At 74.5% G+C, this 22,769-nt stretch carries 17 protein-coding genes; 8 read left to right on the plus strand and 9 right to left on the minus strand.

The window, feature by feature from the left end:
- Positions 1 to 12: 12 nt before the first annotated feature.
- The 3 genes from AB0N63_RS12695 to AB0N63_RS12705 all read right to left on the minus strand — a co-directional run bounded on the left by AB0N63_RS12695 (position 13) and on the right by AB0N63_RS12705 (position 1,822).
- Positions 13 to 846, minus strand: a complete 834-nt coding sequence (locus AB0N63_RS12695) for a sterol desaturase family protein (RefSeq protein WP_365527841.1) — start codon at positions 844 to 846, stop codon at positions 13 to 15.
- A 175-nt stretch (positions 847 to 1,021) separates the two neighbouring features.
- Positions 1,022 to 1,453: a response regulator gene (locus AB0N63_RS12700; protein ID WP_365527843.1), complete on the minus strand. Its 432-nt coding sequence runs from the start codon at positions 1,451 to 1,453 to the stop codon at positions 1,022 to 1,024.
- Positions 1,454 to 1,456: 3 nt separating this feature from the next.
- Complete coding sequence (locus tag AB0N63_RS12705; protein WP_365527845.1) at positions 1,457 to 1,822, minus strand: hypothetical protein; 366 nt, start codon at positions 1,820 to 1,822, stop codon at positions 1,457 to 1,459.
- A gap of 118 nt (positions 1,823 to 1,940) precedes the next feature.
- Here AB0N63_RS12705 and AB0N63_RS12710 point away from each other — a divergent pair, with 118 nt between their 5' ends.
- From AB0N63_RS12710 to AB0N63_RS12720, 3 genes are all read left to right on the plus strand, one after another.
- The gene (locus tag AB0N63_RS12710) at positions 1,941 to 3,518 is read left to right on the plus strand and encodes an ATP-binding protein (RefSeq protein ID WP_365527848.1); all 1,578 of its coding nucleotides are present in this window, start codon (positions 1,941 to 1,943) and stop codon (positions 3,516 to 3,518) included.
- A complete protein-coding gene (locus AB0N63_RS12715) occupies positions 3,515 to 4,726 on the plus strand; it encodes a SpoIIE family protein phosphatase (protein WP_365527850.1) in 1,212 nt (403 codons plus the stop codon). The genes AB0N63_RS12710 and AB0N63_RS12715 overlap by 4 nt, the downstream gene beginning before the upstream one ends.
- Before the next feature lie 287 nt (positions 4,727 to 5,013).
- Positions 5,014 to 5,550: an EF-hand domain-containing protein gene (locus AB0N63_RS12720; protein WP_365527852.1), complete on the plus strand. Its 537-nt coding sequence runs from the start codon at positions 5,014 to 5,016 to the stop codon at positions 5,548 to 5,550.
- A gap of 52 nt (positions 5,551 to 5,602) precedes the next feature.
- Here AB0N63_RS12720 and AB0N63_RS12725 read toward each other — a convergent pair whose 3' ends face one another.
- Entirely contained in the window at positions 5,603 to 7,663 is a 2,061-nt protein-coding gene (locus AB0N63_RS12725; RefSeq protein WP_365527854.1) for a restriction endonuclease, read from the minus strand.
- Positions 7,664 to 7,874: 211 nt separating this feature from the next.
- Positions 7,875 to 9,776, minus strand: a complete 1,902-nt coding sequence (htpG, locus tag AB0N63_RS12730) for a molecular chaperone HtpG (protein WP_365527857.1) — start codon at positions 9,774 to 9,776, stop codon at positions 7,875 to 7,877.
- A gap of 186 nt (positions 9,777 to 9,962) precedes the next feature.
- Between htpG and AB0N63_RS12735 the strand changes: the two genes are divergently transcribed.
- From AB0N63_RS12735 to AB0N63_RS12755, 5 genes are all read left to right on the plus strand, one after another.
- Positions 9,963 to 10,382, plus strand: coding sequence for a DUF2267 domain-containing protein (locus AB0N63_RS12735; protein WP_365527860.1), 420 nt, complete (start codon positions 9,963 to 9,965; stop codon positions 10,380 to 10,382).
- Positions 10,383 to 10,864: 482 nt separating this feature from the next.
- Positions 10,865 to 12,649 carry an N-acetylglutaminylglutamine amidotransferase gene (locus AB0N63_RS12740; protein ID WP_365527862.1) on the plus strand — a complete coding sequence of 595 codons (1,785 nt, stop codon included), beginning with the start codon at positions 10,865 to 10,867 and terminating at the stop codon, positions 12,647 to 12,649.
- A 695-nt stretch (positions 12,650 to 13,344) separates the two neighbouring features.
- A complete protein-coding gene (locus AB0N63_RS12745) occupies positions 13,345 to 15,564 on the plus strand; it encodes an alpha/beta fold hydrolase (protein WP_365528156.1) in 2,220 nt (739 codons plus the stop codon).
- A gap of 71 nt (positions 15,565 to 15,635) precedes the next feature.
- Complete coding sequence (locus AB0N63_RS12750) at positions 15,636 to 17,123, plus strand: hypothetical protein (protein ID WP_365527865.1); 1,488 nt, start codon at positions 15,636 to 15,638, stop codon at positions 17,121 to 17,123.
- Between the two features lie 144 nt (positions 17,124 to 17,267).
- Positions 17,268 to 19,427, plus strand: a complete 2,160-nt coding sequence (locus AB0N63_RS12755; protein WP_365527869.1) for a SpoIIE family protein phosphatase — start codon at positions 17,268 to 17,270, stop codon at positions 19,425 to 19,427.
- Between the two features lie 28 nt (positions 19,428 to 19,455).
- Here AB0N63_RS12755 and AB0N63_RS12760 read toward each other — a convergent pair whose 3' ends face one another.
- From AB0N63_RS12760 to AB0N63_RS12775, 4 genes are all read right to left on the minus strand, one after another.
- Positions 19,456 to 19,653: a hypothetical protein gene (locus AB0N63_RS12760; protein ID WP_365527872.1), complete on the minus strand. Its 198-nt coding sequence runs from the start codon at positions 19,651 to 19,653 to the stop codon at positions 19,456 to 19,458.
- 237 nt (positions 19,654 to 19,890) lie between these two features.
- Complete coding sequence (locus AB0N63_RS12765; protein ID WP_365527875.1) at positions 19,891 to 20,949, minus strand: urea transporter; 1,059 nt, start codon at positions 20,947 to 20,949, stop codon at positions 19,891 to 19,893.
- Positions 20,950 to 21,114: 165 nt separating this feature from the next.
- A complete protein-coding gene (locus AB0N63_RS12770; RefSeq protein ID WP_365527877.1) occupies positions 21,115 to 21,996 on the minus strand; it encodes an alpha/beta hydrolase in 882 nt (293 codons plus the stop codon).
- Positions 21,997 to 22,236: 240 nt separating this feature from the next.
- The gene (locus AB0N63_RS12775) at positions 22,237 to 22,674 is read right to left on the minus strand and encodes a cell envelope biogenesis protein OmpA (RefSeq protein WP_365528159.1); all 438 of its coding nucleotides are present in this window, start codon (positions 22,672 to 22,674) and stop codon (positions 22,237 to 22,239) included.
- Positions 22,675 to 22,769: the final 95 nt, after the last annotated feature.

Below are 22,769 nucleotides of genomic sequence, written 5' to 3' on the forward strand. Positions count from 1 at the left end.
GGTGCGGACCGGTCAGCCGGCGGGGCTCCGCCACGCCTGGAGATGACTGGCGAGGACGGCTTCGGTCCCGGGGAAGGAGGCGGGGTCCTTCAGGCCGACGGCGGCCGGCCGGCGGCCGGGACGCCAGGTGTAGCTGCCGAATATGCGGTCCCAGACGGCCAGGTCCGAGCCGTAGTGGCCGGCTTCGGCGAGGTCCGTGCTGTGGTGCAGGCGATGCTGCTCGGGGCTGGCGAGCAGATGGTTGAGCCAGCCGATGCGGACGTCGATGTTGGCGTGGGTGAAGTAGCCCTGGGTGATGACGAAGAGGCCGATCGCGAACACGGTCTCCTGCGAGAAGCCGAGCAGGCTCAGCGACACCTGCACCGCGCCCTGCGCCAGCAGGACGTCCAGGACGTGGTTGACGCCGTTGTTGGCGACATTGACCTTCTGCGGAACGTGGTGCACGCCGTGCAGCCGCCACAGCCAGGGATTGGTGTGGCTCCACCGGTGCACCAGGTAGCTGGCCAGGGACCCCACCAGCAGCGCCAGCGGTGTCTCCACCGCCAGGGGCAGTGCGGGTCCGGCCGGCGACAGGACGCCGACGAGGGCCTCCACCAGGAGCTGCGCCGTGACGCTGCCGGCAGCGGTCACCAGGAAGTAGACCCCGTACCAGCCCCACTCCCGGCGGTCCGGATGCCACCCGCGGTCGTAGGGGATCAGCCGCTCCAGGACCACCAGGTAGGCGATGACCGCGAACTGGAAGGCCGACGTGGTCAGTCCCGGATCGAACCGGCAGCGCAGGCCCGCGACGGCCGTGGCGACCGTGGCGAGGAGCAGCACCGGGTAGGCCGCACGACGCATCCACATGGACGACCACCCCCCTGGTTCTCCGCGTCCCCCGGTTCCTGCCCGGTGCATGCCCCCCGGTGGCTTTGCGTAATCGCGCGACAACTAAGAGTGATGGTACGACTTGCCGGAGGACCCGCGGACAACGGAGAGCCGGGGCCCGTCGGGCCCCGGCTCTCGGTGACTGGCGGTGCGGTCAGGCCTTGGGCGGCTTGACGGCGATGTCGAGGTAGAAGGCGTCGATGCTGCGGACCGCCGCCTCGAACTCCTCCAGGTTCACCGGCTTGGTGACGTAGGCGTTGGCGTGGTGGCGGTAGGCGCCGGTGACGTCGTCGGGGGCGGCGGACGTCGTCAGGACGACGACCGGGATGGTGCGCAGCTCGGGGTCCTCCTTCACCACGGCGAGGAACTCCCGGCCGTTCATGCGCGGCATGTTGAGGTCGAGCACGATCAGGTCGGGGCGCTCGCTGGCCGGGTCGCGCAGATACTCGAGGGCCGCGATGCCGTCGGGGACCTGGGTGAGGTTGCGGGTGCCGCGCTCGGCCAGGGCGTCCTGGATGAGCATGGCGTCCGCCACGTCGTCTTCGACCAGCAGCACGTCGTAGGGGCGGGTTGCGGCGACAGCCATGATTCACGGGCTCCGGGGTGTGGGATGGGGGTGGGGGCGGTGCCTGCCGTTGGTGATCAGCCCGGGCCAGCGGCGCCGGGCTCCTTGCCGGCTCATGCTCACGGCCTGGCCGATCTCGGGGTAGCCGGCGCCGTTCGCGGCCGCGGTGCGGGCCGCCTGGTCCTCCAGGCGCCGTACCGCCTGCTTGACGCCCGCCAGGACGCTCAGACGTACGAGCGCGCGGCGGCGGGCGTCGGCCTCCTCGCAGGTCTCCGCCGGTGGATGGGCGGCGTCCCGCGCCAGGAGCCGGATGAGTTCGTCCATCACCTGCGTCACCAGCGCGGCCGTCTCTCCGCCGGTGGCGCGCGGATTGGTAGGCGGACCAGGCATGCCCCCAGCGTACGGCGTTGATCCGATCGCAGACAACATACGTTGTCAGGCCGCGGGTACAGTGTGCTTGCCGCGCGAGCCGTGGTCCTGGTACCCCGAAGGAGAGACGCGAACCCCGATGAACAGCAAGCCGCCCGGCCCCGAGGGTACGTTCTCGAACTGGACCACCCGGCACTGGCTGCGGGCAGGGGTCTCCGTCACCCTCGTCGTGCTGGCGGTGGTGGGGGCACTGGGTGGCTGGGCCATGTGGCGCACCTCACAAATCACGGACGAGCTGGTGGACCGGCGCTCCCCCGCGCTGATCAACTCCATACGGTTGCAGGAAGCCTTGGTCAACCAGGAGACCGGCATCCGCGGTTACGGGCTGTCCGGCCACGCCGACTTCCTGCAGCCCTACGCCGAGGGGCAGGCCGACGAGAAGGCCGCCCTGGACCGCCTGCGCCCGCTGACCCGCGACGACGCCCGCACCCGCGCCGACCTGGCCGAGGTGGAGCGGCTGATCGCCGTCTGGCAGAGGCGTATCGCGCGTCCCATCGCCGCCGCCCCCGCACCCGAGGCCCCGAAGATCGCCGCCCAGCGGACGGCGGAGGGCAAGACCGCCTTCGACGCGCTGCGCAAGGCGATGGCACGCCAGCAGTCCCATCTGGAGAACGAGCGGGCGGCCGCCGGCCGTGATCTGCGGCGGGCGGAGACCCTGCGGAACTGGATGTTCGCCCTCATCGCCGGCGTCATCCTCGTGGTGGCGTTCCTCGTCTTCGAGGGGCTGCGGCGCGGCATCACCAATCCGCTCACCCAGCTCAGCTCGGCCGCCCGGGAGGTCGCCGAGGGCGGGTTCGCCCGCAACCTGCCCGGCACCGGCCCCGCCGACCTGCGCCGGCTGGCCGCGGACTTGGAGTCCATGCGCCGGCGGCTGGTGGAGGAGCTGCACTTCAGCGAGGAGTCGCGCCGGCTGCTGGACGAGCAGGCGGCCGACCTGAAGCGGTCCAACGCGGAACTGGAGCAGTTCGCCTACGTCGCCTCGCACGATCTCCAGGAGCCGCTGCGCAAGGTGTCCAGCTTCACCCAGCTCCTCCAGCGGCGCTACGGCGGACAGCTGGACGACCGGGCCGACCAGTACATCGCCTTCGCCGTGGACGGCGCCAACCGGATGCAGGTCCTCATCAACGACCTGCTGGCCTTCTCCCGCGTCGGCCGGGTGCACAACGACCACCAGCGCGTGCGGCTGGAGGAGGTCTTCGCGCGGTCCGTGGACAACCTGAGCGTGGCGATCGAGGAGAGCGGCGCGGAGATCACCCACGACCCGCTGCCCGAGGTCGTCGGCGACACCACCCAGTTGAGCATGCTCTGGCAGAACCTGCTGTCGAACGCCGTCAAGTTCCGCAGCCCCGAGCGGTCGCCGCGCATCCGCGTGAGCGTCGAACGCGAGGGCGACCACTGGCGGTTCGCGGTCGCCGACAACGGCATCGGCATCGCGCCGGAGTTCCAGGAGAAGGTGTTCATCCTCTTCCAGCGGCTGCACACCAAGGACGCCTACCCGGGCACCGGCATCGGTCTGGCGATGTGCAAGAAGGTCGTGGAGTTCCACGGCGGGACGATCGGCATCGACCCGGACCACGCGCCGGGCACCCGGATCGTCTTCACACTTCCCGCCGTCGGCGACACGGCCGCGGCCCCGGAGAGAAAGACCCAGCCGTGACCGACCAAGCCGCAGGCGCAGCCGGGAAGTACCACATCCTGCTGGTCGAGGACGACGACGGGGACGCCCTCCTGGTCGAGGAACTCCTCTACGACACCGACCTGCCGCACACCCTCACGCGCTGCCGCACGGCCGCCGACGCGCGCCGGGCGCTCGCGGCACGTCCCGTCCACTGCGTCCTGCTGGACCTGCACCTGCCCGACGCCTCCGGGGTGGAGACGGTGCAGGCGGTGCAGACGGACACAGAGGCCGCCATCATCGTCCTGACCGGACTGGACGAACCCCGCGCGGGCGTGGAGGCCCTCGGCGCCGGTGCGCAGGACTACCTCATCAAGGGAAAGGTCGAACCGGACCTGCTCCAGCGGGCCGTCCGCTACGCCGTCCAGCGCAAGCAGGCCGAGCGCGCCAACGCCGCCCTCCAGATCGGGCGGCTCAGGGCCGAGGAGAACGCCCGTCTGGAACGGGGGCTGCTGCCCGAGCCGCTGCTGGCCTCCGCCGCCGTCACCGCCTCCAGCCGCTACTACCCCGGCCGGGCGCAGGCGCTGCTCGGGGGTGACTTCCTCGACGTCGTGCAGACCGACGACGGGCAGGTGCACGCCGTCATCGGCGACGTCAGCGGGCACGGCCCGGACGCCGCCGCGCTCGGGGTCTGCCTGCGCATCGCCTGGCGCGCCCTCACGCTGGGCGGCCACCGCAACGAGCAGCTGCTGCATCTGCTGGAACAGATACACATCGCGGAGCGCACCGGCAACGACCTGTTCACCACCTGCACCCTGATCACCGTGGACCCGCGGGCGGCCACCGCCACGCTGCATCTGGCCGGCCACCACGAGCCGCTGCTGCTCACGCCGGAGGGGGCCCGGGAGGTCACCGCGGCCCACGGGGTGGCCCTCGGCATCGTGCCGGGGCTCGGCAAGTGGACGGCTACCACTCTCGCCCTGCCGCCGAGCGGCGCCCTCGTCGCCTACACCGACGGCCTGATCGAGGGGTTCGCGAACAGCACCGGCGAACGGCTCGGCGTGGACGGCCTGCTGGGGATCATCGACACGATCCACACGCCGGACCCCGGCGCCCATCTCGACGAGCTGATCGCCCGGACCCGCACCCTCAACGCCGACCGGCACAGCGACGACCTCGCCGTGCTGCGCCTGGACTGGAACACGCAGACGGCGGCGGCCACGGCCAACGCCTGGCGCACCGCGCCCTGACGAGCGCGGCGGGCTGTCGCGCCGACGTCTCCCTCCTCGGCGCGTTCGGCGCGTTCGGCGGCACAAGGGGGAGCTCGAACCGGCGCGGAGCGCGCCCAGCCCACGGGGTTGGGGCGGTTCATGCGCCCGGTGGACGGTTTCCGCTCGTTCGGGTGGACGGCTGCGCTTCGCCCGCCGTCGCCCGCGCGGCGGCCGGATAGTGGAGCGGCCGCCGGAACATGACTCCGGTGGGCGTCCGGCCCCGCCGTCGGCGTGGGCCGCAAGTCCGGAAGGAGAGGTGTGGCGCCATGCGTACCCCTGAGGCGACCGACCGTGTCCAGCTTGTCTTCTCCCTGTTCGACGCCGACGGGAACGGCTTCCTGGAGGCCGACGACTTCGAACTGATGGGCAGCCGGGTGGTCGCGGCGGTGCCCGCTGCCGACGACGCGGCGAAGCAGGCGCTGCTGGCGTCCTTCCGCCGTTACTGGACGACGCTCGTCACCGAACTCGACGCCAACGGCGACGGCAGGATCAGCCCTGAGGAGTTCGAGGCCTGTGTGCTGTCGCCGGAGCGGTTCGAGGCGACGGTCGACGAGTTCGCCCGGGCGCTCTCCGCGATCGGCGACCCGGAGGGCGACGGATTCGTGAACCGCCCCGACTTCGTCGCCCTGATGACCGCCATCGGCTTCCAGCGCCCCAACATCGAGGTGCTGTTCGAGGCCTTCGGCCCCGTGGCCGGTGACCGCATCCCGGTGGCGACCTGGGCGGAGGGCATCCGGGACTACTACCGCCCCGAGAAGGCCGGCATCGCCGGGGACCACCTGACCGCGAGCGGCGGGCGGTGACGCGGCCCGGCCCGGGTGGGGGCGCGGCGGCCCCCGTCCGAGCCGCGCGGGGCTACTCCACCTCGATGCCGAAGTCGCCGACGAGTTCCGCCAGGCCGCCCGGGTAGCCCCGGCCGCCGAGGACGAAGTCCCAGTCGCCGCCGGCCCGGCGGCGGAAGGAGCCGAGGACGAGGGCCGTCTCGCCCGGCCGCCCGTCGGAGACGTCGAGCCGCCCCAACTCGGTCAGGCGCGCATCGAGCAGCCTGATGTGCGCGTCCGAGAACCCGGACAGGTCGGCGTCCGGGTTCACCTCCGGGTCCACGGCGGCCACCAGCACCAGCCGGTCGGCGTCGCCGGGCAGTGCGTCGAAGGCGACGCCGATCGCGGCCTTGTCGGGCGCGGTGGCCGGCAGGGCGCGCACGCTGCCGTCCGGGGACCGCAGGTTGTTGAAGAAGACGAAGTGGTCGTCGCTCAGGACGCGGTCGCCGCGGCACACGAGGGCGCACACGTCCAGGGCGACGCGGCCGGTCCACGACATGCCCAGCACGTTGTGGTCGTCGGGCAGCCCCGGGTCCGCGGCCTGCGGCTCGGGCCGGGCCGCCGGGCGGCGGACGCCGTCGCCCAGTCGGCCGCGCAGCCCGTGACGGTGCAGCAGATCGACCAGTTCGGTTCCGGAGATCAGCTCCAGCGGCTTGCCGCCGGCGAAGGTGTGCGAGCCGGGGCCGAACTTCGACGTCGTCACCAGGACGCCCTTGTTGGCGCCGGTGTCCTGCACGGTGCCGTAAAGGTCGCGCACGGCGGTGGGCGGCACCGTGTTGCGGTAGCGCTTGACCTGCACGACGATCTTCCCGCCGCGGATCGGCGTCGGGTCGAGCGCGTCGACGTCCACCCCGCCGTCGCCCGAGCGCTGGGTGGTGACCGCCTGCATCCCCATGGCGCGGAAGAGGTCGGCGACGAGGTTCTCGAAGGCGAGCGGGTCCATCTCGTACAGGTCGGGGTCCTCGTCGCCGCCGTGGGTGACGACCCGGTCGCCGACCTCCTCGGGCCGGCGGCCCGGCCGTACCGGGGTGAGCTGGTCGGGGCGGGCCGAGAGCTGTCCGCGCAGCGCGTCGGCCAGACAACTGCCGGCGTCCACCTGCGCCAGGTGGAGGTCGCGGAAGGTGGCGCGCTCGGCCATGACGGTGGCCAGGTGGATGTGGCCCGGGCGGCCCGTCGTGGGGTCGTGGCCGTCCACGAAGCCGTTGAGGGTCACCGACTCCAGGGCGCCCGGCTCGTCGGCGGCGAAGAGTTCGTGCAGGACGAGCAGCATGCACTGGGCCAGGACCTCGCGGTACAGCGCGCGGCGCTGACCCACCGGCCGGGCGGTCTCCTTGTCCTGGTCCGTCCCGGCCACGTACCGCACGGACTTCGTCTCGGGGACGACGCCGTAGGGGGGCAGTTCCCAGTCCAGGACGAGTTGCCGGGCCGCCGGGTCGTAGGCGACCGTCACCTGGCGCGGGAAGTCCTCCGGCCAGGCGGTCGAGGCGTAGAGGGCGGCGGAGAAGTACTCGACCACGCTGTCCGGGTCACCGCGCCGGACGCCTTCGGCGAGCCGGAGGACGCCGGCGTTGTGCCGGCGCAGCTCGGCCAGCCGGGCGTCGGCCCACTGCCGGTACTGCCGCTCGTACGCGGCCAGTCGGCGCTGCCGTTCGGCCTCCGCGGCCTGCGCGGCCTGCCGGTCCCGATCGAACCGCGCCCGGGCCTCGGCCTGCGCCTGGGCCCGGCGGCCGGCCGTCCACCCGCTCTGCGCGGCGTAATGCTGGAAGTCGGGCATGGGCACGGGCTGGGCCAGCGGTCCCGGGGCGAACGGCTCGATGTCCTCCGGGCGCATGAGGGAGGCGGCCCGGAAGGCGGGCGCCCGGCAGCCGACGGCGAGCAGGCTCTGCAACGCCGCGACCTGCGCGTCCAGTTCGTCGGTCCGGCGCTGCGCCTCGGCCTGCCGGTACTCGCGGTAGGTCTGCGCGGCCCGCCGTTCCCGGGCGCGTGCCTGCTGCGCCTCCTGCCTGCGTCGTCTGGCGTCCGCCTCCAGCTGGCGCTGTTGCTGCCTCTGCATCTCGGCCCAGGCGCCGGCCAAGCCGGTGGAACGACGACTCATGTGCTGCAAGCCCTCCCCGCGGTGCCCCGGTTGTCCCCACAACCAGGTGTAACGGCACGACTCTATCCAGCGAGGGCCGTGCCGCATATCCGCCCGGCACCCACAACTCCTCTGCGCGGCGCGGCCGGAGGGTTCGCCGGCCGCCGGACGTGCCGGCGGCCGGGAGGGACCGGTCGGGTGCGGGCGGACCGGTGCGGAGCGGGCGGCGCTGTCAGAGGGTGCGTTCCAGCCTGTCGGCGACGAGCTTCACGAAGCGTCCCGCGTCCTTGGGCTGTCCGCCCTCGGCGAGCAGCGCGAGGCCGTACAGCAGGTCGGCGGCCTCGGTGAGTTCCGACAGGTCCTCGCCCTGGCGCGCGTACGCCTGGCGGACGCCCTTGACGAGCTGGTGGTCCGGGTTGAGTTCGAGGATGCGCTTGGTCTGCGGCACTTCCTGGCCCATCGCCCGGTACATGTGCTCCAGGGCGGGGGTGAGGTCGTCGGCGTCGGACACGACGCAGGCCGGCGAGACGGTGAGGCGGGAGGAGAGACGGACCTCCTTGACGTCGTCGGCCAGATGCTCCGTCATCCAGCCGAGCAGACCGGCGTACTCCTCGGTGTGCTTCTCCTTCTCGGCGGCCTCCGCCTCGTCCTGGTCGCCGCCCAGGTCGATCTCGCCCTTGACGACCGAGCGCAGCCGCTTGCCCTCGTACTCCCCCACCGTGCCGACCCACACCTCGTCGACCGGGTCGGTCAGCAGCAGCACCTCTACGCCCTTGGCGCGGAACGCCTCCATGTGCGGGGAGTTCTCGACGCTCTCGCGGGACTGGCCGGTGATGTAGTAGATGTCCTCCTGGCCGTCCTTCATCCGCTCCACGTACGCCGCGAGCGTCGTCGGCTCCTCGGCGTCGTGTGTGCTCGCGAAGGACGCGGCGGCGAGCAGGGCGGCACGGTTGTCGAAGTCGGTGACCAGGCCCTCCTTCAGCACCGCGCCGAACTCGCGCCAGAAGGTGCGGTAGCGGTCCGGGTCGGCGGAGCGCAGGTCCTTCACCGTGGCGAGGACCTTCTTCGTCAGCCGGCGCTGCATCAGCCGGATCTGGCGGTCCTGCTGGAGGATCTCGCGGGACACGTTGAGCGAGAGGTCCTGCGCGTCGACCACGCCCTTGACGAACCGCAGGTAGGGCGGGAGCAGTTCCTCGCAGTCGTCCATGATGAAGACGCGCTTGACGAAAAGCTGCAGGCCGTGCCGGTGGCCCTGGGTGAACAGGTCGTGCGGGGCGTGGGCGGGCAGGAAGAGCAGCGCCTGGTACTCGAAGGCGCCCTCGGCCTGGAGGCGGACGGTCTCCAGCGGGTCGCGCCAGTCGTGGCTGATGTGCTTGTACAGCTCGTGGTAGTCCTCGTCGGACACCTCGTCGCGCGGGCGCGCCCACAGCGCCTTCATGGAGTTGAGCGTCTCGGGCTCGGCGGCGTCCTCGCCGTCGCCCTTGCCTCCGACGAGGCGGACCGGCCAGGTGATGAAGTCCGAGTAGCGCTTGACGATCTCCTTGATCTTCCAGGTCGAGGTGTAGTCGTGCAGCTGGTTCTCGGAGTCCGCGGGCTTGAGGTGGAGGGTGACGGTGGTGCCCTGCGGTGCCTCGTCCACGGTCTCCAGGGTGTACGTGCCCTCGCCGCGCGAGCTCCAGCGGGTGCCCTGGGTCTCGCCGGCCCGCCGGGTGACCAGGGTGACCTCGTCAGCGACCATGAAGGCGGAGTAGAAGCCGACGCCGAACTGGCCGATCAGCCCGTCGCCGCCGGCGCCCTCCTGCGCCTCGCGCAGTTCCTTCAGGAAGGCGGCGGTGCCGGAGTTGGCGATGGTGCCGATGAGCTGTGTGACCTCGTCGTACGACATGCCGATGCCGTTGTCCCGCACGGTGAGCGTACGGGCCTGCGGGTCGGCCTCGATCTCGATGTGCAGGTCGGAGGTGTCGGCGTCGAGCGTGTCGTCCCGCAGAGCCGCCAGCCGCAGCTTGTCCAGCGCGTCGGAGGCGTTGGAGACGAGTTCCCGCAGGAACACGTCCTTGTTCGAGTAGACCGAGTGGATCATCAGCTGGAGCAGCTGACGTGCTTCAACCTGGAACTCAAACGTTTCGGTCGGCATGGTTCGCGAGTACCTCACAGGTGCGCTGTCGCCTGGAATGGGGACACCACTTTACTGGCCCGCGCGGCGGCGCCACCGGCCCGCGCGGACAGTTGACGCGGGGGCGGCGACGGCATCGTGGGTACTCGTCCGCTGTCCGTGCGTCGGTGTTCCGACGATCCGCGCCGTGGGGAAGGACGATCGCCCATGCAGCACGACGAGATGATCGGGAAGGTGCAGGCGCTCGCCCAGCTGCCGGGCCGGGGACCGGCCGAGCGGGCGACGCAGGCGGTACTGGCCACGCTGGCCGAGCGGCTGCCGTCGGGGCTCGCCGGCCATGCGGCCGCGCAGCTGCCGCCGGACTTGGCCGCCTGCGTGCGGCAGGCCGTGGACGCCTCCCCCGGGAAGGCCGCTTCGGGCGAGCGTTTCGGGCTGACCACGTTCGCCGCCCGGATCGCCGCCCGGGCCGGCACGGACGAGGACGCGGCGCTGCGGGAGGCCGCCGCCGTGCTGGAGGTGCTCGACGCCGCGCTCGCTCCGGAGCTGATGGAGAAGGTGGCCGGGGCGCTGCCCGCGGACATCCGCGAACTGCTGCCGCTGGAGCGCGCCGCCGAGGACACGCAGTGACAGGGCGGTGACCGGCGCGGCCCACGGCCGGACCGCCCTCCGCCGTGTCTCGGCACCCCTGGCGGTGGGGCGCCCAGTGCCGCGCCGTTTCCCTGCCGGGGCCGTGCCGTCAGGGTGGGCGTGTCCGCCGGTCAGGGCGGTGCGGTGGCACGCGGTGCACGATCCGCGGGCTTGTACCGGCCGACTCGGGGGCACTCGACAGGGGACACGGACACCCCGTCGGCGCGTCCGCGGGGTGCGGCAGGCCGAGGAGTCTGCCGGGAAGACGAGAACAGACGCGGCGACGGCGAGCGTGCCGAGGCCCGGTCGTGCGAGCCGAGTTCCCGCGTTGCGACCTAGGAGAGTCCTGCCGTCATGCCCCGCATGTACCCGCCCCCGTTCCCGTCCTCGTCCGGCACCGTCCTCGCCGCAGTGCGCGCGGGCGGCCGTGCCGGACGGTGGCCGGCGCCACCCGAGCGGTCCGCCGGAAGGAGGTCCGCCTGATGTGCGGTCTCAGCGGCGAGGTCCGCTTCGACGGCGGGCGGCCCGACATCGCCGCAGTCGAACGCATGACCGACCGGCTCGCGCCGCGGGGACCCGACGGCCGCGGCCTGTGGTCCCAGGGTCCGGTCGCCCTCGGCCACCGCCGACTCAAGATCATCGACCTGTCGGAGAGCGGCTCCCAGCCCATGGCCGATCCGCGCGCCCGGCTGACCGGTGTCTTCAACGGCTGTGTCTACAACTACCGTGAGCTGCGCGAGGAGCTGCGGGGGCTCGGCCACCACTTCTTCTCCGAGTCCGACACCGAGGTGGTGCTCAAGGCCTACCGGCAGTGGGGCACGGCGTGCGTCGAGCGCTTCTACGGCATGTTCGCCTTCGTCCTCGTCGAGCAGGACACCGGCCGGACGGTGCTGGCCCGCGACCGGCTCGGCATCAAGCCGCTGTACCTGGCCGAGACGCCCGAGCGGCTGCGGTTCGCCTCCTCGCTGCCGGCCCTGCTGGCCGGCGGCGGCGTGGACACCTCGCTCGACCCCGTCGCCCTGCACCAGTACCTGAGCTGGCACGCCACCGTCGCCGCGCCCCGCACCGTCCTGAACGGCGTGCGCAAGCTGCCGCCGGCCACCGTGCGCGTCATCGAGGCGGACGGCTCCCGGCGCGACCACTGCTACTGGCAGCCCTCCTACACCCGCCGGGCCGAGCACGCGGGCCTGAGCGCCGAGGACTGGACGGACGCCGTCCTGGAGGCGCTGCGCACCGCCGTACGCCGCCGCATGGTGGCCGACGTACCGGTCGGCGTGCTGCTGTCGGGCGGCCTGGACTCCAGTCTCATCGTGGCGCTGCTGGCCGAGGAGGGGCAGCGGCAGCTGGCCACCTTCAGCGTCGGCTTCGAGTCGGAGGGCGGCGACGAGGGCGACGAGTTCGGCTACTCGGATCTGGTGGCGCGGCGCTTCAGCACCGACCACCACCAGCTGCTCGTCCCCTCCGACCGCGTCTCCCACGCGCTGGACGACGCGGTCGCGGCCATGAGCGAGCCCATGATGAGCCACGACGTGGTCGCCTTCCACCTGCTGTCCGAGCAGGTCGCCAAGGAGGTGAAGGTCGTCCAGAGCGGACAGGGCGCGGACGAGGTGTTCGCCGGCTACCACTGGTACCCGGCGATGGCGGACGCACCCCGGCAGGACGCGGCGCCCGCGTACATCGACGCCTACTTCGACCGCTCGCACGCCGATCTCGCCCGCATGCTGGAGCCCGACATGCTGGCCGACCACGACGCGTCCGCCGAGTTCGTCCGCGCACACATGGCGGCGCCGGGCGCGGAGAGCGCGCTGGACGCGGACCTCAGGCTGGACACGCACGTGATGATGATCGACGACCCGGTCAAACGTGTGGACAACATGACCATGGACTGGGGTCTGGAGGCCCGCGTCCCGTTCCTCGACCACGAGCTGGTCGAACTGGCCGCGGCCTGCCCGCCCGAACTGAAGCTCGCGGACGGCGGCAAGGGCGTCCTGAAAGCGGCCGGCCGCAAGGTGCTGCCGCGCGAGGTGGTCGACCGGCCCAAGGGCTACTTCCCGGTCCCGGCGATCACGCACATGGCCGGGCCGGTGCTGGAGCGGGTGCGCGACGCGGTCACCGCTCCCGCCGCCAAGGGCCGGGGCGTCTTCCGCCCGGAGTACGTCGCCGAGCTGCTGGCGGCGCCCGACGCGCACCGAACCCACCGGGGGGCGAACACGCTGTGGCAGGTGGCTCTGCTGGAGATATGGCTGCAAACGCACGGAATCGACTGACCGGCGGCCCGGCCGCCCACCGCTCGTCCGCGCCGCTCGGACCGACCCGCGCGGAGGGCGGCGCGGAGGGCGGCGCGGAACGCGCGACGCAGCCGGCCGCGGGCGCCGGGGTGCCGGCGGAAGAGCCGACGGCGCGGACCTCACCGCCCCCGGGGCCGACGGCACCGAGTCCGGCGACGACTCCGCCCGCTCCGGACCCGACCGCGGCGGCTTCGCCGACCTCGGGGCCGGCGGCATCGGACCCGTCGACGGCGGGCCCAGCAGCAGCGCCTTCGCGGCCTGCGCGTCCGACGACGGCCTCGCCGACTGCGGGGCCGACCGCGGCGGCTTCGCCGACTTCGGGGCCGGCGGCATCAGGCCCGGCGGCAGCGACTCCGCCGTCTCCGGACCCGGCGGCGGCTTCGGGATGTCCGGCACCAGGCGCCTCGGCACCGGGTGCGCAACCGCCCGTGCCGGGTGCGAGCGGCGGTGCCGCGGTGGCCGGTGGGCCCGCCCGGTCGGCGTCCGGTCCGGGCGGCACCGGGGCGGCGGTCCCGGCCGCCGGGAACCCCGGACGGGCCGACGGCACGGCGGGCGCGGGGCCCGGGCCGGACCCGGCCACCGCGAACCGGGGGCCGCAGGCGGCGCTCCGGGGCGGGTGGGCCGCCGGTCCGTCGGACGGCACGGCGCGGGCGCCGCTGGCCGCGCCCGCGCCGCTGGCGCTGCGCGACGTCCCGGCGGCCCACGACGCACCGCAGCCGGTGACGGCCCACGGCTGCTGGTACCCCTCGGTGGACCCCAGCGGCCGGCAGGTCGCCTTCATCTGCGACCGGGGCGGTGTGCCGCAGCTGTGGACGGGCCCGGTCGACGGGGACTCGGTGCGGCTGCTCGACAGCGACCCGGACCCGGTCACCGAGGTCTCCTGGTCGCCGGACGGCCGGTGGATCGCGTACACCACCGCGCCGGGCGGCGGCGAACTCACCCGGGTCCTGTGCGTGCGCCCCGACGGCACCGGACGGTGCGTCCTCGCCGGCGCCGAGCCGGGCAGCTCGGCCCACCTCGGCTGCTGGCGGCACGACGGCTCGGCCCTCGCGGTGACCGTGGCCGAGCCGTCGACGGGCCCGGAACCGGGCACCGTGCAGGCCGGTCCCGTCCGCGCGCAGGCGGGGGCGCACGTGCCGCCGCACCCGCCCGGCTGGGCCGTGCGCAACGGGCACGCCGTGCTGCTCGGCGGGCCGCCGCCCGGCGCGGTCCGCCCCCCGTACACACCCGTGGCCGCCGGTCCCGCCGCACGGTCCGCCGGTCACGCCCGCCCGGGCGGCGGGCTGGACGGCCCGGACGAGCCGGCGCCCCTGACCCTGTCCGCGTATCTGGTGGACCCGGAAGGCGTGGCCGCCCCGGTGTTCCTGGCGGGCGAACGCGGGGCCGCCACCCTGCGCGTGTGCGACCTGAGCCAGGACGGAAGGCTCGCGCTGCTGCGCCGGGGGCCGCGGGCCCGCCGCGAGGCCCTCGTCGTCCGTCTGCGGGACCTGGCCGTCACCTGCGCGGTGCCGGTCGCCGACGACGACCCGTGGATCGGCGGTTTCGCACCCGACGGCCTGACGGTGTGGCTGCGCAGCGACCACGGGCGGGAGTTCGCCGCCCTGTACGCGCTGCGCCTGGACCCGCAGGGGCGCCGGCGAGGGCTCACCGTCGCCGCGGAGCGCCCCGACCGCGGTCTGGAGCTGCTGGCCCTGGACCGCACCGGGCGCGGGGCCCTGCTGTCCTGGAACGTGCGCGGCCTCAGCGAACTCCAGATCGCCACACTGGACGCCGACGACGGCGTGAGTGCCCCGGACGGCGAGCCGGCCGGGAACGCGACGGAAGACGCGCGGCCCTCCCCCGGTCCCCCCGGCCCCGGTGTCCCCAGTGCCCCGGGCGTCCCGGCGTTCGGCGCCCCGGCCGCCATGCCGCTGCGCCAGGGCGTGGCCGTGCGGGACGTGGCGCTCCCCCACGAGGTGGTCACCCGCGTCGTGCCCACCGCGGACCCGGACGCCCCGGTCGTGGCGCTGTCCGGGTCACAGCGCAGGCCCGGTGTGTGGTGGCTGCCCCAGGGGACGCCCCTGCGCACACCGTGGTCCTCGCGGGACGAGGACGTGGCGCCGGACGGCCGGGCCCCGGTGCGGCCGGTGCCGATGCGGCCCGTCGCCCGGGACGGGCTCGCCCTCGGCGGCTGGTACTACCGCGCTCCGGGCCGCTCCCCCGCCGAGCCCGCCCCTTGCGTCATCCACCTGCACGGCGGTCCGGAGGAACAGGAACGGCCCGTGTTCGACCCGCTCTACCACGAGCTGCTCGGCCGGGGGCTGGACGTCTTCGCCCCGGACGTGCGCGGTTCCGGCGGGCACGGGCGCTCCTTCACCGACGCGGATCTCGGCAAGGGGCGGTTCGCGGCCATCGACGACGTCGCGGACTGCGCGGCCCACGCGGTGCTGGCCGGGCCGGCCGACCCCCAGCGGCTGGCCGTCATGGGCCGCTCCTACGGCGGCTATCTGGTGATGGCCTCCCTGGTGTGGCATCCGGACCTGTTCCGCACCGGTGTGGCGGTCTGCGGGATGTCCGACTTCGCCACCTTCTTCGCCGGCACCGAGCCGTGGATCGCGCGGTCGGCGGCCCACAAGTACGGGCATCCGGAACACGACCGCGACCTGCTGCGCGCGCTGTCGCCCATGAGCCGCATCGACGCCCTGCGCGCCCCGGTGCTGGCCGTCCACGGCGAGCACGACACCAACGTGCCGCCGGGCGAGTCCGAGCAGTTCGTGCGGGCGGCCCGGGAACGCGGGCTGGAGGCGGCGCTGCTCCTGCTGCGGCAGGAGGGCCACGACTTCCAGCGCGCCGACAACCGCCGTCTGTTCCGCCGGACCGCCGCCGAGTGGATCGAGCGCCGGCTCACCGGCTGAGCCCGCCGCCGGGCGGGGCCTGCCGGGTCCTCGACAACGGCTCGCCGACGGCGGATGGCATAGTGCCGCGCATGCCCATACCCACCGCACGCCCAGGCCGCGGCAGTTGGCGAGGCACCGCCCTCGCGGCGCGCTTCCTCGTCGTCCTGCTGACCCTCGCCGGGACGACCACCGTGGCGGCGGCCTCCGTCGCGGCCGGCACGGTCCGGCTGCGGCTCGAAGCCCCCGGGACCTTCGTGATGTACAACGCCGACCAGGGCGCCCGGGCGGTGAACGGCGCTTTCGTACTGCCGGTCGCCGTCGTGCCCGGGAACACCGAACCGGCGCGGAACATCAAGGTCGTCGTGGACGCCTCGGGGCTGAAGGGGGTGGCCCGCGTGACGGACGGCAGCGGCGGCGACTGCGCGCGCCGCGGCGACTGGGTGTGGACGTGCTCGTACGGCACCCTCCGCAACGACGGGGAGAGCATGCCGCCCTTCACCCTGCACGGTGTGGCCGGGGTGCGGCCGGGCGACGGCGGCACGGTCTCCTACACGGCGAGCGCCGACAACGCGGCCCCCGTCACCGGCACGACCCGGATGCTCGTCGGGGGTCCCACGCTGTACGCGCCCGGGGCGGAGGGGAAGGTGACGGGGCTGCAGCCGGGGCGGCCGGCGTCGCTGAGGCCCCGGTTCGCCAACCCGGGCCGGTTCGCCGCCGAGCACGGCGTGGCCCTCACGATCACCGCGCGGGGCGGTCTGGTGCTGACCTCCCGGCCCCGCAACTGCTCCTACGACCCGGAGTTCACCACCGCCTGGTGCCTCTTCACCACGAAGGCCGCACCGGGCGCCGCGTACCGCACCCGGGCGCCGGTGGCGTTCACCGCCGCACCCGGGGAGCTGACCGGCACCGTGGAGTACTCCTGGTCGTCCGACCCGCGGCGGCCCGACGGGCTGACGGTGCGGGGCACGGGCGCGCCGCTCGCCCTGGTCTCCGACGGACCGGCCGGCGGCGGTGGCCGGGCCAGCGCCCTCACCACCGTGGAGACCACCGTGCAGGCCGACTACGCGGCGGTCGCCGGCACCGTGCGGGGCCGGGTCGGCGACACGGTGACCGTACGGCTCGGGGTGCGCGAGCTCGGCCCCGGCCGAGCGGTCGGCGCGCGCGGCACCTTCGAGGTGGTCCCGCCGGAGGGCACCACGGTCACCTCCGTCCCGTTCACCTTCGAGGACACGGACGGCCGATGGGCGTGCCGACGGCCCGGGAAGCCGGGCGGCGCCTTCGTCTGCGACCTCGACGGCGACACCTTCTCGCCCGGCGCCGACAAGACCACCACCGTGGGTTTCCGCTTCCGCATCGACCGCCGGGTGTCCGGCGCCCCAGGGACCGTCCGCGCGTACGGCCCCTACGACCGCACACCCGGGAACGACACCGCCGTCATTCGCTTGGAGGCGTCGCCGGCCCCGCCGTACCGGCCCCGGACGCGGCCCGGTCTTCTCGTCCCGGCGGCGGCCGCGGTCGCGGTGGCGGTCGGGGCCGCGGAGGTGGTGCGCCGCCGCCGTCGCCGGGCCCGCTCCTGACGTCGGGCGGCCCGACAGGGGTCGTCGTCGCCCGCGAACGGCCTTCGCCGCGGCGTGGAATAGTGGGAGGAGGTCCCGGGTCCGCCGGGCTCCTCGCGACCGCCGTGGCCGGGCCCCGGACCGACGGCGGGCAGGGTGGTACCCATGGGCGAAGACTCCACTGCAGACGGTGTTCCCGGTACGCGGCGCCCCACGGCCGCGGCCGACCGCCTGGCCCTGCGGGAGCTGGGGGTCTGCCTGACCGGGGCGGTGTCGGGGCTGGGCGCGTACGGCGGCGGGGTGTACCTCCTGGACCCGGCCGGGAAGACGCTGGAGCTGGCCGTGTTCACCGGGTTGCCGCCGCAGTTCGCGGGCCCCTGGCGGCGGATCCGGGTGGACGCCCCGGTCGGCGTGGCCGAGGCGGTGCGCGAGCGGGAACTGGTGTGGGTGGGCGACACGCAGGAGATGGCCCGCCGCTATCCGCGCACGGCGCTGATCATGCCGTACCGGCTGGCGTTCGCGTGCGTGCCGCTGGAGTGCGACGGGCGGGTGCACGGCGCGCTGTTCGTGAACTGGGCCGGTTCGCGGCCCCGGCTGCTGGGCGCGGACGAGCGCGACCGGCTGCGGGCCGCCGCGTCGGTGCTCGGCCGCGTCCTCGCCCACTGGGCCGACGCCGGGCGGCCCGTCCGGCCGACGGCCGAACCGCTGGTGCTGTCGGGCCTCACCAGCGGCCCGGACCACACGCCGGAACAGTCGGCACTCGCCCGGCTGCCGGAAGGGGTGTGCGTGCTCGGCGTGGACGGCCGGGTCACCCTCACCACCCCCGCCGCGGCGGCCCTGCTGGGCGCGGCGGCCGACGGGCTGGTGGGGCGGGCGCTGTGGCAGGTGCTGCCGTGGCTGGACGATCCGGTCTACGAGGAGCGCTACCGGGCGGCGGCGATGAGCCGGCAGCCGACCGCGTTCACGGTGCTGCGGCCGCCGGACCGGTGGCTGTGTTTCCAGCTGTACCCGGACCTCTCCGGCATCACCGTGCGCATCACCGAGAGCGGCCCGGAGCCCGACCGGCCCCGGCTGCCCGAGGGCGGGGGCGCGCCGCGGGCGCCGGCGCGGCTTGACGGCTACTACCACGTGCTGCACCTGGTCGGCGCGCTCGCCCGGGCCACCGGCGTACGGGACATCGTGCGGCTGGTCGCCGACGAGCTGCTGCCCGTCTTCGGCGCCTCGCGGGCGGTGCTGCTGGCCGTGGAGGCGGACGGGCGGCTACGGGTGGTCGGTGCGCACGGCTGCCGGCCCGGCGTCCTGGAGCGCATCGACCGGCCGCCCGCCGGCGCGGAGACGCCCGGCACCCTGACCCTGTCGACGGGCGTCCCGCTCTTCCTGGAGGAGCGCCAGGAGATCGTGCGACGTTATCCCCTGCACGCCACGCTCGCCCCCGGTTCCGCGTGGGCGGTCCTGCCGTTGCTGACCCCGCAGCGCAGGGTGGGTGCCTGTGTCCTGTCGTACGACCGCCCGCACCAGTTCGGGCCCGAGGAGCGGGCCACCCTCACCGCTCTGGCCGACCTGATCGCGCAGGCGCTGTCGCGGGCCCGCCAGTACGACACGGCCAGCGGGCTGGCCCGGGATCTGGAGGACGCCCTGCTGCCGCACCGGCTGCCGCGCATCCCGGGCCTGGAGACCGCGGTGCGCTATCTGCCGGCGGCCGAGGGGCTCGCCGTCGGCGGCGACTTCTACGATCTCATCACCCTGGGCCACCACCGGGTGGCGGCGGTCGTCGGCGACATCCAGGGCCACAACGCCACCGCCGCCGCGCTCATGGGCCAGATCCGCACCGCGGTGCGCGCGCACGCGTCCGGCGGGGCCGACCCGCGGCGGGTCCTCGCCCTCACCAACCGGCTGCTGACCGCTCTCGACACGGAGCTGCTGGCCAGCGCCGCCTATGTACGCCTGGACCCGCGTCGCCACCGGGCCCTCCTGGCGCTCGCCGGGCATCCGCACCCGCTGCTGCGCCACGCGGACGGCCGGGTCCAGGCGCTGGACGGCCCGGGCGGGATGCTGCTCGGCATCGACCCGAAGGCCGCTTATCCGCACACCCGGCTGGCCCTGCCCGCCGGCGCGACCCTCGCACTGTACACCGACGGTCTCACCGACCGGCCCGGCACCGACCCCGACCACGCGCTGACCGCGCTCGCCCGCCGGCTGTCAGGTGCGGGCGAGCCGGACGCGCCGCTGGACGAGATCGCCGACGCCCTCCTCCAGGACCACACCCTCGGCACCGACGACACCACCCTGCTGCTGCTCCGTCCCAAGGATCCCGTGCCTGAGTAGGCGCTCAGCCGCATCTGAGCACCCGCGCTCATGCGCCGCCGTGCCGGGCACGCGTGTACGGGTGACGTGTTCGGCCCGCCCGCAGGGACAGCATGCACAGCGGTACCCGTCCTGGTCCGTCCGGCCTGCCCGGCAGGCTGCGCGCCCACTGGGTGAGCACGGCGTATCCGGTGGCGGTCGCGGCCGTCTGCGTCTGGGTGACGACCGACCGGACGGGCCCCCACACGAGGACTCCTCGTTCGCGGGTGTCCGGCCGCCGGCGCTCACGGCTGCCGGCGGTCTGCTGCTCCTCCTGCTGCTGCCGGGCGGCTCGTCGTGGGGGTACGCGGTGTGCGTCGTGCTGGGCGCGGCCGTCAACGCCTGGCTGCTCCGGCCGAGGAAGCCGGGGGGTCGGGGGCGACGCGCGGCTGAGGTACGGGACCGGCGCTGCGCCGCCGAGGTGTGCGTCCGGCGACGCGCCGGATCAGGCGGCGGCTGTCCCGGGCGGCGGCAACGGGGCGGCCGGGTGCGTGTGCCGGTCGGCGCACGGGGTCGTCGTGGCGGGTCCGGGGGCCGGGCGGTGGCGGCGGGCCAGGCGCGGGAAGGAGTGGGCGGCGGCCAGGAACGTCAGGGCCGTCAGGACGAACGGCCAGGTCAGGGCGTGTCCTCCGAAGGGCGCCAGCAGGGCTTCCAGGGCCGGTGTCGCCACCGTGGCGGTGACCGCGCCGAGGACGGCGTACAGCAGGGCCGGGCGGCTCGCCTCCAGGAACACCCCGCACAGCGCCAGTGCCACCAGGACCGCGTTGCAGACCAGGGAGCCGTCGGCGATGCGCTCCGCCGACGCGCCCAGCGCCCACGCCGTCGCGGTCCCCGCGGCGCTGCCGGCGCAGGCCGCCGCCCCTGCGGCACGGCTCGCCAGGAACAGTCCGGCCAGCAGCAGTGCGCCGAGGTACCACCGGTCGAGGAAGAAGACCTGCGCCACAGCGGCGAAGAACCCCCGCGCCAGCTCCGCCGGACCGGGCGCGCCGGCGCCGGACACCGCCTCGGGCAGCGACGCCGGGCTCGCCGCGGACGGCCGCACACGGGCGAAAGCCGGAACGGCCAGCGCGGTCCCGGTGGCCGACAGGCAGTACGGCAGGGTCAACGACGGCAGGTCCCACACCCGCAGCAGCCGCACGACCGCCGCCGTGACGACGGTGACCACCACGGCGCCCAAGCAGGCCAACAGGGCGGTGGAGATCCGCTGCGGCCCGAGGAACACCGCACAGCTCACGCCGAACAGGCAGGAGTTGAATCCCTCCGCGCCCGCCTCCACGCGGCCCTCCGCCACCCCCAGCAGCCGGGCCGTCGCGGTCCCGACGGCGGCGCCGCCCAGCCCGTACGTCCCGAGCTCCCAACCCCCCGCGAACAGCGCCGCCACGAACACCGCGCCCGCCGCCGCGTGGGGCAGGAACATGACCTGACCGTGCCCGCGCAGGACATGTCCCGCGAAACCGGTCACGACCGCCGTCCACCGCCCCGAAGCAGGATCGACCCCTCGCACGTGCGACCTCCCCAGACCTTCTCCTCACGGTGCGCGCCCTCACCCAGCGTCGGGCACTGTAGCCCTCAGTGGCCGGGGGCCGGTTCCCGTGTCCGTGGTGTGGACGGGGTGCGGAGGCGGTGCGTGGTCCCGGGCGGCGACAACGGGACCGGGGCCGGCGGGTGTTCAGGTCCAGCCGGGGTACGACTTCCAGAACTCGCCCAACGCTTCGAGGAGTTGCCCGGGTGCCTCTTCCGCCATGTGGTGTCCGGAGTCGATCGGTCCGCCGTCGAGAGGGCCGGCCGCCCAGTCGCGCCAGACGCCGAGCACGTCGCCGTAGAGGTCGGCCATGTCGTCCCGGGCGGCCCAAAGGACCTGGAGGGGGCAGGCGATGCGCCGTCCTGCCCGCCGGTCGGCCTCGTCGTGTGCGCGGTCGACGCCGAGACCGGCGCGGTAGTCCTCGCACATGGCGTGCACGGTGGCGGGGTCGTGGACGGCGCGCCGGTAGTCCTCGTACGCCTCGGCGCCCATCCGGTCGGGCGTGGCCCGGTACCAGGCGTCGGGGTCGGCGTTGATGACCCGTTCGGCGGGTTTGTCGGTCTGGCCGAGGAAGAACCAGTGCCACCAGCTCGCCGCGAAGCCCGCGTCGCAGCGGCGCAGGGCCTCCGCGATGGGGACGGCGTCCAGCACACTCAACGCGGCGACCGCTTCCGGGTGGTCGAGGGTCAGCCGGGTGGCCACGTAGGCACCCCGGTCGTGGCCGACGACGGCGAACCGTTCGTGGCCGAGACCGCGCATGAGCGCCAGGCAGTCACCGGCCATGGCACGCTTGGAGTAGGGGCGGTGCTCCGGATCGGTCGGGGGTTTGGACGACCGGCCGTAGCCGCGCAGGTCGGGGCAGACCACCGTGTGGCCGGCGGCGGCCAGCAGGGGTGCGACGCGGTGCCAGGTGGCGTGGGTGCGCGGGTGGCCGTGCAGGAGCAGCACCGCCGGCCCGTCGCCGCCGTGGCGCACCCGGAGCCGGGCGCCGTCCCCGTCCCGCTCCGTCAACTCGAAGCCGTCGAACACGCGGTCTCCTCCCGCCCCGTACGTCAGGCCACCACTCCTGTGCCCTGGAGCGCGGGCTCCATGCCCGGCCGGTGTCCTGTGGAGGGCATACGGCGTCGGAGGACCGCCGCGGCCCGGGTGGGGCGATGCGCCCGGCCGGCCCGGGTCCGACGACGCTCGGGCGCCCGGGGGCGCGAAGCCGGCCGGTGACGCGAGGTCAGGTCACAGACGCGGTCCCGGGCTGCCGCGGGATTCGGCGCGTCAGGCGGCCCGCTCCCATCGCTGTGCCGCGCGGCGGGGGGTGCTCCGGGACGCCGCCGGAGCCTGTGCGGCGCGGACGCGGTAGGTCGTCCTGGTGGCGTCGACGAGGGGTTCGCCGAGGGCTATTCGTCCCGCCTCGTACAGCGCGTCGCACGCGTCGGTGGCCAGGGCGACGTAGCAGCCGCCCTTGCCGGTCCGCGCGTCCAGCGGCTGCCAGTAGCCGTATCTGCGCCGCCCGTCGGCGTGCACGGTGAGGAAGACGGGGTGACGCGAGTCGCCGACGATGCGCAGGATGTCCGCCCCGGCGGGGCCGGGTGGCGCGGCCGGGCGGCCCCGCCGGGGCGCCGGGCCGCCCGGGCGTGCCGGGGCGGGGCCCGCGGGGACGCCCGCCTCGGCGGGGTTCCGCACGGTGCCGGTCTGCTGCCGGCGGGCGGTCAACGACACTACGTGGGCCTGTGCCTGGCCAGGGACGGGCTGCATCAGCGTGGCCTTCCTGAAGTCGGAGACTGAGGACCGCTTACCCGGAGCAAGCG

The sequence above is a fragment of the Streptomyces sp. NPDC093260 genome (assembly GCF_040683715.1).
In the GTDB taxonomy this organism is placed as follows: Bacteria; Actinomycetota; Actinomycetes; order Streptomycetales; family Streptomycetaceae; genus Streptomyces; species Streptomyces sennicomposti.

What these genes read in the sequence shown, in the direction of transcription:
- AB0N63_RS12755 (WP_365527869.1), top strand. Translation starts at nt 17,268, where the DNA reads ATGGGCGAAGACTCCACTGCAGACGGTGTTCCCGGTACGCGGCGCCCC.
- AB0N63_RS12735 (WP_365527860.1), top strand. Translation starts at nt 9,963, where the DNA reads ATGCAGCACGACGAGATGATCGGGAAGGTGCAGGCGCTCGCCCAGCTG.
- AB0N63_RS12740 (WP_365527862.1), top strand. Translation starts at nt 10,865, where the DNA reads ATGTGCGGTCTCAGCGGCGAGGTCCGCTTCGACGGCGGGCGGCCCGAC.
- AB0N63_RS12710 (WP_365527848.1), top strand. Translation starts at nt 1,941, where the DNA reads ATGAACAGCAAGCCGCCCGGCCCCGAGGGTACGTTCTCGAACTGGACC.
- AB0N63_RS12750 (WP_365527865.1), top strand. Translation starts at nt 15,636, where the DNA reads ATGCCCATACCCACCGCACGCCCAGGCCGCGGCAGTTGGCGAGGCACC.
- AB0N63_RS12720 (WP_365527852.1), top strand. Translation starts at nt 5,014, where the DNA reads ATGCGTACCCCTGAGGCGACCGACCGTGTCCAGCTTGTCTTCTCCCTG.
- AB0N63_RS12695 (WP_365527841.1), bottom strand. Translation starts at nt 846, where the DNA reads ATGTGGATGCGTCGTGCGGCCTACCCGGTGCTGCTCCTCGCCACGGTC.
- htpG (WP_365527857.1), bottom strand. Translation starts at nt 9,776, where the DNA reads ATGCCGACCGAAACGTTTGAGTTCCAGGTTGAAGCACGTCAGCTGCTC.
- AB0N63_RS12705 (WP_365527845.1), bottom strand. Translation starts at nt 1,822, where the DNA reads ATGCCTGGTCCGCCTACCAATCCGCGCGCCACCGGCGGAGAGACGGCC.
- AB0N63_RS12700 (WP_365527843.1), bottom strand. Translation starts at nt 1,453, where the DNA reads ATGGCTGTCGCCGCAACCCGCCCCTACGACGTGCTGCTGGTCGAAGAC.
- AB0N63_RS12725 (WP_365527854.1), bottom strand. Translation starts at nt 7,663, where the DNA reads ATGAGTCGTCGTTCCACCGGCTTGGCCGGCGCCTGGGCCGAGATGCAG.